At 39.5% G+C, this 8,656-nt stretch carries 6 protein-coding genes; 3 read left to right on the forward strand and 3 right to left on the reverse strand.

Annotated elements, in window-relative coordinates; translation table 11 throughout:
• Positions 1 to 944: 944 nt before the first annotated feature.
• Together ACFINM_RS07640 and ACFINM_RS07645 are read right to left on the reverse strand one after the other, a co-directional pair.
• Complete coding sequence (locus tag ACFINM_RS07640) at positions 945 to 1,958, reverse strand: sensor histidine kinase (protein ID WP_375618002.1); 1,014 nt, start codon at positions 1,956 to 1,958, stop codon at positions 945 to 947.
• A gap of 22 nt (positions 1,959 to 1,980) precedes the next feature.
• On the reverse strand, positions 1,981 to 2,775 hold the full coding sequence (locus ACFINM_RS07645; protein ID WP_375607013.1) for a response regulator: 795 nt from the start codon (positions 2,773 to 2,775) through the stop codon (positions 1,981 to 1,983).
• 167 nt (positions 2,776 to 2,942) lie between these two features.
• On the opposite strand from ACFINM_RS07645, the gene ACFINM_RS07650 reads away from it, so the two are divergent.
• The 3 genes from ACFINM_RS07650 to ACFINM_RS07660 all read left to right on the forward strand — a co-directional run bounded on the left by ACFINM_RS07650 (position 2,943) and on the right by ACFINM_RS07660 (position 5,363).
• On the forward strand, positions 2,943 to 3,146 hold the full coding sequence (locus tag ACFINM_RS07650; protein ID WP_375610684.1) for a NepR family anti-sigma factor: 204 nt from the start codon (positions 2,943 to 2,945) through the stop codon (positions 3,144 to 3,146).
• Positions 3,147 to 3,153: 7 nt separating this feature from the next.
• Positions 3,154 to 3,708 carry an RNA polymerase sigma factor gene (locus ACFINM_RS07655; RefSeq protein WP_375611691.1) on the forward strand — a complete coding sequence of 185 codons (555 nt, stop codon included), beginning with the start codon at positions 3,154 to 3,156 and terminating at the stop codon, positions 3,706 to 3,708.
• Positions 3,709 to 3,932: 224 nt separating this feature from the next.
• A complete protein-coding gene (locus tag ACFINM_RS07660) occupies positions 3,933 to 5,363 on the forward strand; it encodes a sensor histidine kinase (protein WP_375621451.1) in 1,431 nt (476 codons plus the stop codon).
• An 897-nt stretch (positions 5,364 to 6,260) separates the two neighbouring features.
• Here the strand turns inward: ACFINM_RS07660 and ACFINM_RS07665 are convergent.
• Positions 6,261 to 8,249: a M23 family metallopeptidase gene (locus tag ACFINM_RS07665; protein ID WP_375641012.1), complete on the reverse strand. Its 1,989-nt coding sequence runs from the start codon at positions 8,247 to 8,249 to the stop codon at positions 6,261 to 6,263.
• Positions 8,250 to 8,656: the final 407 nt, after the last annotated feature.

An 8,656-nucleotide genomic window follows, 5' to 3' on the forward strand; every position in this document is an offset into this window, starting at 1 on the left:
GTTCCTCCTTTGAGATGTCCGTTCCTCCTTTGAGATGTCCGTTCCTCCTTTGAGATGTCCGTTCCTCCTTTGAGATGCGGGTTCTATAGTGAATTAATCAAAGTCATTGGCTTGCACGTCATAAAAGGGTATGTATGGGCTCTATGTCGGTGAGTAATATTTGAAAAAAGCCTAAAATGCCTCTTATGGACGCTCTCAAAGGTCAATGGCTGTTGTAACATGAGAGACAAATGGTATGATGATGCTCAGCTACTACTTTTATGAAGTGAAAAGGGGTATGAAGGTAAAGAAGGACGTGGCGTAACAAGGGGCGGTTTTGATGGTTCACTTTACGGGGGCTATTATATCTTATTTACAGATACTGTTTTGAAATGAGCGTGGATGCGCTGGGAAATATTAAAAAAGTGCGTGAATGAGGAACACAAGTGTATTCTGTTTTAGAATGTCCTATTGTACTTGAAGAGGATATCTCCATTAAAGAATGCGATAAATAAAAGCGTAAAATATGTAATTTTCATCAATTAATTGTCGTTGTCGTGGATGCTTTAAGCCCGTAAAGCTGAAGAGTGATGATGGATATTAGCTTTACTCCTTGAAATTTCATATTCTGCCAAAATGGAATTGTATACGCATTGCGAAAGTTGCACAAAAAGAGATAGGTAATAGGTTCGCTTTTATTTGGCATATAAAAGCTGAAACGGTTTACTCTTCATTGTTTTGGTTTCTCTCTTAAAATATGCGGTTCTATAAGGGATGAAAGTTGATTTACAGCGGAAATGGATTTTATGTGGCTTTCAGTTCTCATCGTTAAGGTTTTGGGGAACTATTGGGGGACAATAGAGGTTGGTTTAAAGGGGTTGAAAATATCTTTGTGCTTAATAAACAGATGAGACATTTTGCTAAAAAAGGGGAAACTTCTCTTGTTCATTGTTTAAAATGCTCTTTTAAGAAAAAATATCAAAATAAGTATCAGGAACAGAGAGGCAATAGACAATTCCTTCTTGTGTCAATTTGAGGGAAGCTGAACCATTCACGGAAATGGGAACGATTTTTTCGAGAACGGCACTACCAAAACAGGCTTTTTTATTGTTTGTGGGAGGGATGCCGGATTCAAAATTTTCATGCCACGTGATGATAAGTTGCGTTTTGCCATTCAGTTTTGTTTCAATTTCACAGCGTACACAGATGCTCCCCTTTTCTTGGGAAAGGGCTCCAAAAGAAAGAGAATTGACAATCAGTTCATGAAAAGCCAAACCGATATGCAAAGCGGCATTGGGAAAAAGATAAGGATCGACGCCTTCAAGTGAAAAACGTTCTGTTTCTTTCATAAAATAACCTAAAGCCTGCGTTTGGACCAATTCGCGAAATTGAGCACCGCGCCAATCGGAATCAGTGATCAGATCTTGAGAATGAGAAAGAGAATGAAGACGACCTTGAAATTTTCGTAAAAAAACTTGAAGAGATTCAGTATAGCGGGCGGTTTGGCTGGCAATACTTTGAATGATCGCTAGAAGGTTTTTAGAACGGTGACTGACTTCGCGAAGAAGGATTTTAAGCACTTGTTCACGGCGGCGTAAGCCGGAAATATTGACACCGGTGGTGATAATACCAATAATGTCTTCGTTATCATTGCGGTGGCAATCAATAGAAAATTTGTACCAAATCTCTTGTTTGTTTGTATCTTCAAAACGTGCTTCAACAGTTTGCATTTTGCCACTGGCTAAAACTTGCAGTTTGATGGTTTCCATATTGTCTGCAAGGTCAAGCGAAAAAAAGTCGCTGTCACGACACCCAACCCGCCATTTATTGTGCAAATGATGTGGCAAGTTTTCAGCCCATAAATAAACCAGATTTGTTGCCTGATAGAGAACGCAAATATCAGCACCACGAATCGCTTGCATGAGCGCACTCATATGAGATCTATCCATGGGAGGCTTTGAAAGAGGCGTAACGATCATAATTTTAAGATGTTACCCTGTTCTAAGCCGCTTTAGAAGCATTCTCTTGAAAAAATAAAGCTTGGGAAATAAGCGCTTTCACCATATCAGGGTTAAAAGGTTTGGTCACTAAAAAAGTTGGTTCTGGACGCTCGCCAGTGAGAAGCCTTTCGGGAAAAGCCGTGATGAAAATCACCGGTATACGGTCATTTTTCAAAATCTCGTTGACCGCATCAATCCCTGAACTGTTATCGGCTAATTGAATATCAGCCAAAATCAACCGTGGTTTTTTCTTATGATACATGATGACAGCTTCATCACGCGTGCGCGCTATTCCTACAACATGATGACCTAGGCTTTCTACCATTTGCTCAATATCAAGTGCAATAAGAGGTTCATCTTCAATAATCATTACTTCAGTGGCAATTTGTTGAGAAATATCAATGGATGCTTGGTTGAGAAGCTTGCGAAATTCTTTCGTATCCAGATTCATGATTTCGCTGGCGTCTTGTTCATGAAATCCTTCAACGGCAATGAGCAAAAATGCTTGGCGTGCACGGGGCGTGAGATAGGATAATTTGGCACTGGTTTTTTGTTCAAGACCAAATTGGGGCAGGGGTTCAGGGATGTTTGGTGTGGTTTGGTCAAAAAGATGGCAAAAAAGCCAATAGGTACCAATTCGGTCAGTGGAGGCTTTGGGAAAAATGGAGATGTCGGCAATGAGTGCTTCCAACATCGCTGAAACATAGGCATCGCCAGAGGATTGGCTACCGGTGACAGAGCGGGCAAAACGCCGAAGATAGGGAAGATGCGGGGCAATGCGCGTTGATAATGACATAATTTATAACTCCTTTGACCTTTCAAGCATTTTGTTGGTTGAAATTCTCAACCGATAAAAAAGTTCCTTGATTTGTATGGAACTTTTTACCGACAGCTATATTTACAACCATAAGGCGAAAAAACTTCGCGGTGCTACCAGTAATATATGGATTAGGGGGATGAAAAATGAACGACCGTGATGAAAAAAATCTCACTACACAATTTAGAGTTGGAGATGATCTTCTCGGGGTCAATAGCGAAATAGCACGGAAGTTACGTCAATTTTACATGGAAATTCAAGAAGAAGCACTGCCACGGTGTTTGCTTGAGCTTTTAGAGAAGTTGGAGCGCGCAGAGCAATTTGGCTTAAACAATGTGGAAAAGGTTTGAATCCTTTATGTCAAAGTGCGCGAAAAACTTTAAACAAGAACTCCTTTCTGTGTTGCCGGCTTTACGAGCTTTTGCTGTTTCTTTAAGTGGCAAGCACGATAAAGCCGAAGATTTGGTCCAAGATACTGTTATGAAGGCATGGGCTAAGCAAGATAGTTTTGAGATGGGAACTAATCTTAAAGCTTGGCTTTTTACCATTTTGCGCAATGAATTTTATAGTCAAATGCGTAAAAAGGGAAGAGAAGTTCAAGATACCGACGGCGTGTTTACTCAAAATGTCGCTGTTCATCCTGCTCAATATGGATCACTTGATTTGCAAGATTTCAAAAAAGCCTTAAATTTGCTTTCTGCCGATCAAAGAGAAGCCATTATTCTCATTGGCGCATCGGGATTTTCTTATGAAGATGCTGCGGCTATTTGTGGTTGTGCTGTTGGAACCATTAAAAGCCGTGTGAGCAGGGCGCGTAATCGATTACAAGAACTTCTTAAAGTCAATGGTGAGTCTGATTATGGTCCTGATTCTTACTCAGCTGGAAGTACATTGTGTTCATTTAACGGCTAAAAAAGCATAATAATTATGATTGATAGCCTTGTTTTTTTTATTCCCGTTATAGCTATTACAGTAAAGTCAGTATCTGAGGGAATTCAGAAGTTTGGCGTGTATCCTTAGGAACACAAGAAAAGCCTGTATAAAACTTTCTCACGGGCTTTAGGTTTTATGTTCCATAAGGTTGCCTTCCTTTGTGCTGAAAAATGACGACTTTCAAGTTCGCCAATGGACATTCTATGACAACAAAAACAAATTTGATGCCTCAAATGCCTTCTTCTGATGCAACGATATCACGCTGGCGGTGGGGTGCGATTGTTGTTTCTCTTGTTATGGCTCTTTTGGCATCGGTTTTTATTATGTTGCTTTCAAATGCCGTTGATCGAGAAGTCGCACAGTTGAATACAAGTTCAGAATTGCGCGAACAGGCTGATTTGGTCCTTATTAGCCTGATTGATATGGCTGTTGCTGATCGCAGCTATGCAAAAACGCGCAAGGCGGAAGATAAAATACGTTTTGAAAATGCAGAGCGGGAGTTGGGGAATATTCTCGACTATATCGCACTTATTGTTTATGCACATCCGCAGTGGTATAAATGGTTTACGGCTTTTAAAGAAGAGGTTGAAGCACGAAAAGCCTTTATGAATGCCCATATGCGTGCTCTTGATGCGATTCCTGAACAATCTTCTCAACCCTCTCATGCGGACTCTTTGGAAGTATCAAAGATTCCTGTAGCACGTTTAGCTCAATTGATGACAAGCTTTATTAATGGGGATGATGTGGTGCGACAAAAACAGCGTGAGGGTATCGCATTGATGCGGGCGGCTTTGACATTGGCGGCTATTGTTTCCGTTGTGAGTACCTTTATTTCTGCCTATTTTGTTATTAATCGTTTTCATCGTGATATGCGCTCTTTAAAATTGTATCAATTGCTGCTTCATAGTGAAAATATCGCTCTGGAAGCCCGCGTGAAAGAACGAACACAAGAATTAGAAAGAGCACGTAATCACGCTGAAAAAGAACGCCAACGGGTTGAAATATTGTTGCAGGATGCAAGCCATCGCATTGGCAATTCTCTTGGAACGGTGTCTTCTTTGTTGGGGCTCCAGTTAAACCGGAGCAAAAATGAAGAGGTCCGTGCTGTTCTAGGGGCTGCACGTGATCGTATTCAGACAATTTCTACAGCACATCGTCGTTTGCGCTTAAGTGATGATATGGAAACGACACTATTGGCAGAGTTTCTCAGCTCTGTTGTGCATGATGTCGAATTGGCAGTCCCTTTTGAATTGCGTGAAAACATCACCATTCACACCAACTTTAAAGATTGTCGCCTGTCTTCAAGAGATGCGACAACACTTGGAATTATCCTTGGTGAACTGCTGACAAATTCCTTAAAACATGCCTTTCCTGATCAACGGTCTGGTCATATTTATATCTCCTTTGGTCCCCAGAAAGATGGACAATTGATGCTCATTGTAGAAGATGATGGCGTGGGAATGAAAAGCCAAACTTTAAAACAAAAAACAGGACTTGGTCGTGTGGTCGTGGAACAGCTCTGTATGCAATTTGGTGAAAAACCTCTGTTTGAAACTTCTGCTTTAGGAGGCACAAAGATTGTCATTCCTTTGCCAAAACTTAGCATGAATAGTTCAAAAAAAAGCTCTGACTGATTTTTTAAAAGGGTAAATTTTCTCTTTTCTCGTGGTAAGCTGCCTTTCATTCATCGTGAATGTATGGGGAGGGCATCTTTTCACAAGAAGAAGGAAAAATACGGCTTCAGTAGCGCGAACACAGCACCATTCATATCAGATTGTCAATTGCCTTCAAGAGAAACAACTTTGCTTCTTTATCTTTTGGTGTAATGTTTGATTTTCTCTCTTGTTGTTTTTTTGCTTTGTTGACTCCGATGATCGGCTTTCAAAGTTCTCCTTGTCTGAGAGCTTTGAAGTGCTTAAGTTAGCCTTTAAATTTATTTTGAATAAGTGCTCCTTTAAGCCAATAATACTTATATTCGTAAGCTCTATTGCTTTGCAAAAAGATTGTTTTCAAGTTTTGTTATTTTTTGTAAGGCATGTGAAACTTTAAATATGGGGTGTTTTTGTAAAAGTGTGTAAGGAATATTCTTAAGGTAGAACGTGCTCATAAAGTTCATGAAACACCGTCCTTTAGGGCTATGAACAGCATACATTCAACAAGTGGAATCTATTCAACAAGAAGTCGGGTTGTTTATAGAATGATATGGATTTTAGAATCTTCATCCTTTAGCGGGCACCTCTTTGATTTGAGATTTTATTGCATGGCAAATAAGGACGGGCTATCGTTTTGATAAAATAAACAAGAAGAGTTAGCCTTTTGGGGTTTCATATTTTTCACTTTTCTATTGTGCGTAAACCTGAAAAGGGGAGGGTGTTTTATTTTTAATCATTGTGATGCGACCTTGGGTGGTGGAATCTTTCGGCGTATTCTTTAATAGATATTTAAAATGCGGAAATCTCTTTGAGAAAAGTAAGCGCTCAAGCATATTTTTTAGATGTTTTGAGTCGTAAAAATGCAGATGCTTTCATGCTTTAAGTCTCTTCGGAGGGTGCTATTGGGCTGTTGATCAAGGCATCAATGTTGTTTTTTTCTTGTAGGAATGTTTGTAGGTCTTGATTGGTTAAGGCTTTGCTATCCGGTATACGAATGCGCATGGGATCAACCTTGACGCCATTGACAATGATTTCAAAATGACAATGGGGTCCGGTTGCCATTCCTGTTGATCCAACATACCCAATAATTTGTCCTTGTCGTACTTTCACGCCTGGTTTGATGTCTGGTGCATAACGACTTTGGTGTGAATAACTGCTGATATATCCATTGGCATGTTGAATTTCCGTATGGTTTCCATAGCCGCCTGTTACGCCTACTCTTGTGACAATACCATCTCCTACAGCAATAATGGGTGATCCTTTAGGAGCAATCCAATCAACACCCGTATGCATGCGGACATAGCCTAAAATAGGATGTTTACGTGGACCAAAGGGAGAGCCAAAAATGCCATTTGGTGTGGGTTTGCGCAGCAAGAAAGGCTTTGAACTTTTCCCTTCAGAATCATAATAATCAACGCTTCCATCTTTTAATTGATAACGGTAATATTTATAAGTTGTATTCCCAAAAGTTGCACTAATATAACGAATTTCTGGATCAGCGTTCTTGGATGATTCCTTTGCCTTCAAATTCTTTTTGCCGTTTTTGTTTTCTTTATCGCTTTGTGGTACAGCATAAAATATTTCGATCTGATCATTGGGTGTTATCGGACTTTTCATATCAATATTGGTGGCCAGCAGACGAATAAGACGATGAGAGAGAGATTGTGATATATTATGGCTTAGCAAAGCACTATAGAGTGCATCATAAGCCGTTGGTAATTGTGCGCTATTGATATAAGAATGTGGAATACCATTTTGAAAAGCCGTTTTAAGTGCTTTAGACATTTTAGGCTCTGTGCTTTCAATGAATTGGCCTTTATCATTCAGGGCAATGGTGAGAACATGATGCATCCCTTGATAGATACTTGCGCGTACGAGATGGTCTTCTTCACCAGCTTGTGTCACGATACCAATGCGTAAAAGGCTTCCCTCTTTAAGGGAATCGGAAAGGCTTATTTTTTCTAGCGTTTTTACAACCTGGTCAATTTGCTTTTTTGTATAACTGGTTTTTTTGAAAGCATCGGCTATCGTTTGTTTTTTACGAATAGGAATAATATCTTCAACATAGTTTTTCGTCAGATCGATACGGTGACTTTGAGGAGAAACGGTTACATTTTCTTGAACGATTCGAACTTCAGGGGATTCTGTGCCTTGGGAAGGGGAGGATACATCTTCTAATTTTAAAGGATCAATCAATGTGAGAACTGAAAGAAGTTCGGAGCTCTTTTCTAAAGTAAATCCAGCTTTTTGTACTTCTTGTTGTGCCTCTTCATCTGTCAATGTGTCGCTGTCATCAAAATCGAATTGATTTACCTTAAAATCATAGCTGCGTAAGGTGAGTTTTGTTTCAACCTTTGCTCCATAAATCTGCCCAGAATCTTCTTGTGGTGCGATATTTTGATTTTTCGTATCACTAGCAAGAATGCTTAAAGAATCAAATTTTGGATAGCTATATTTCTGGGGGCGATTTTCGGCTAAAGCCATACGAATCCATTCAAAATGTTGTGTTTGAATGACTTTTTCATCGCCTTTTTTTTGTAGAATCGATAGTTCAAATTGACGTTTTCTGTCAAAGCTTTGCCTTGCATGGGTGGGAGAAATACGATCACCTTTATAGCCATTGGCCTCAGGGTCTTGTGATTCTGATAGGTTTTCTTGCGTAAACCATTGTGGCGGTGTTACCAATCGCTGTTGTTCATCAAGAGCCGTAAAAAGTGCAATCCCCATAAGAATGCAGGAAGTGATTCCTGTCAGAATGGTTCCCGTAAGCCAACGAGCAGAGACCTGTCGGCGCGCAGGCCGCAAGCGCTTGACAACAAGAGCAGGGTCTTGTCCAGGATCGTTTTTTTGTTGTTCGTTATCCCACATAGATTTATAAAAGTACTTTTCAATATTAAATAAAGAAAGCTAGATAGATAGATAGATAGCTTAGCATGCTTCTACAGGAATTTGATTCTTTTTACAAATTACAGATCATGCGATTCTCTTTATACAGCAATGTCTTTATAAATCGTATCTGCGCAGAAAATTTTCTCTATTAAAGTAGCATAAAACAAGCGTTATTGTGATTAACTCATTCCTAGGCAACTTCCTATTTTTATGCATTGCAATGGGGTGCTATATTTTACTTTAAAGGCGCCATGCTCTCTTTGAACTCCTTGCTGTTTTCATGTTTTATTTTTATGAAGGCAGATTTTTCCAATAATGTTTTGAAATAGGATTTTTTGTTCAATATTTTATTGGTAAAGTTTGGGTTATTTTATTTAAAAAAAAAT

Origin of the sequence: Bartonella sp. AA168HLJHH (assembly GCF_042197365.1) — a bacterium.
Taxonomy (GTDB): domain Bacteria; phylum Pseudomonadota; class Alphaproteobacteria; order Rhizobiales; family Rhizobiaceae; genus Bartonella.

Coding starts and splice junctions, on each gene's coding strand:
- ACFINM_RS07665 (WP_375641012.1), bottom strand. CDS start 8,249: ATGTGGGATAACGAACAACAAAAAAACGATCCTGGACAAGACCCTGCT.
- ACFINM_RS07660 (WP_375621451.1), top strand. CDS start 3,933: ATGACAACAAAAACAAATTTGATGCCTCAAATGCCTTCTTCTGATGCA.
- ACFINM_RS07640 (WP_375618002.1), bottom strand. CDS start 1,958: ATGATCGTTACGCCTCTTTCAAAGCCTCCCATGGATAGATCTCATATG.
- ACFINM_RS07650 (WP_375610684.1), top strand. CDS start 2,943: ATGAACGACCGTGATGAAAAAAATCTCACTACACAATTTAGAGTTGGA.
- ACFINM_RS07655 (WP_375611691.1), top strand. CDS start 3,154: ATGTCAAAGTGCGCGAAAAACTTTAAACAAGAACTCCTTTCTGTGTTG.
- ACFINM_RS07645 (WP_375607013.1), bottom strand. CDS start 2,775: ATGTCATTATCAACGCGCATTGCCCCGCATCTTCCCTATCTTCGGCGT.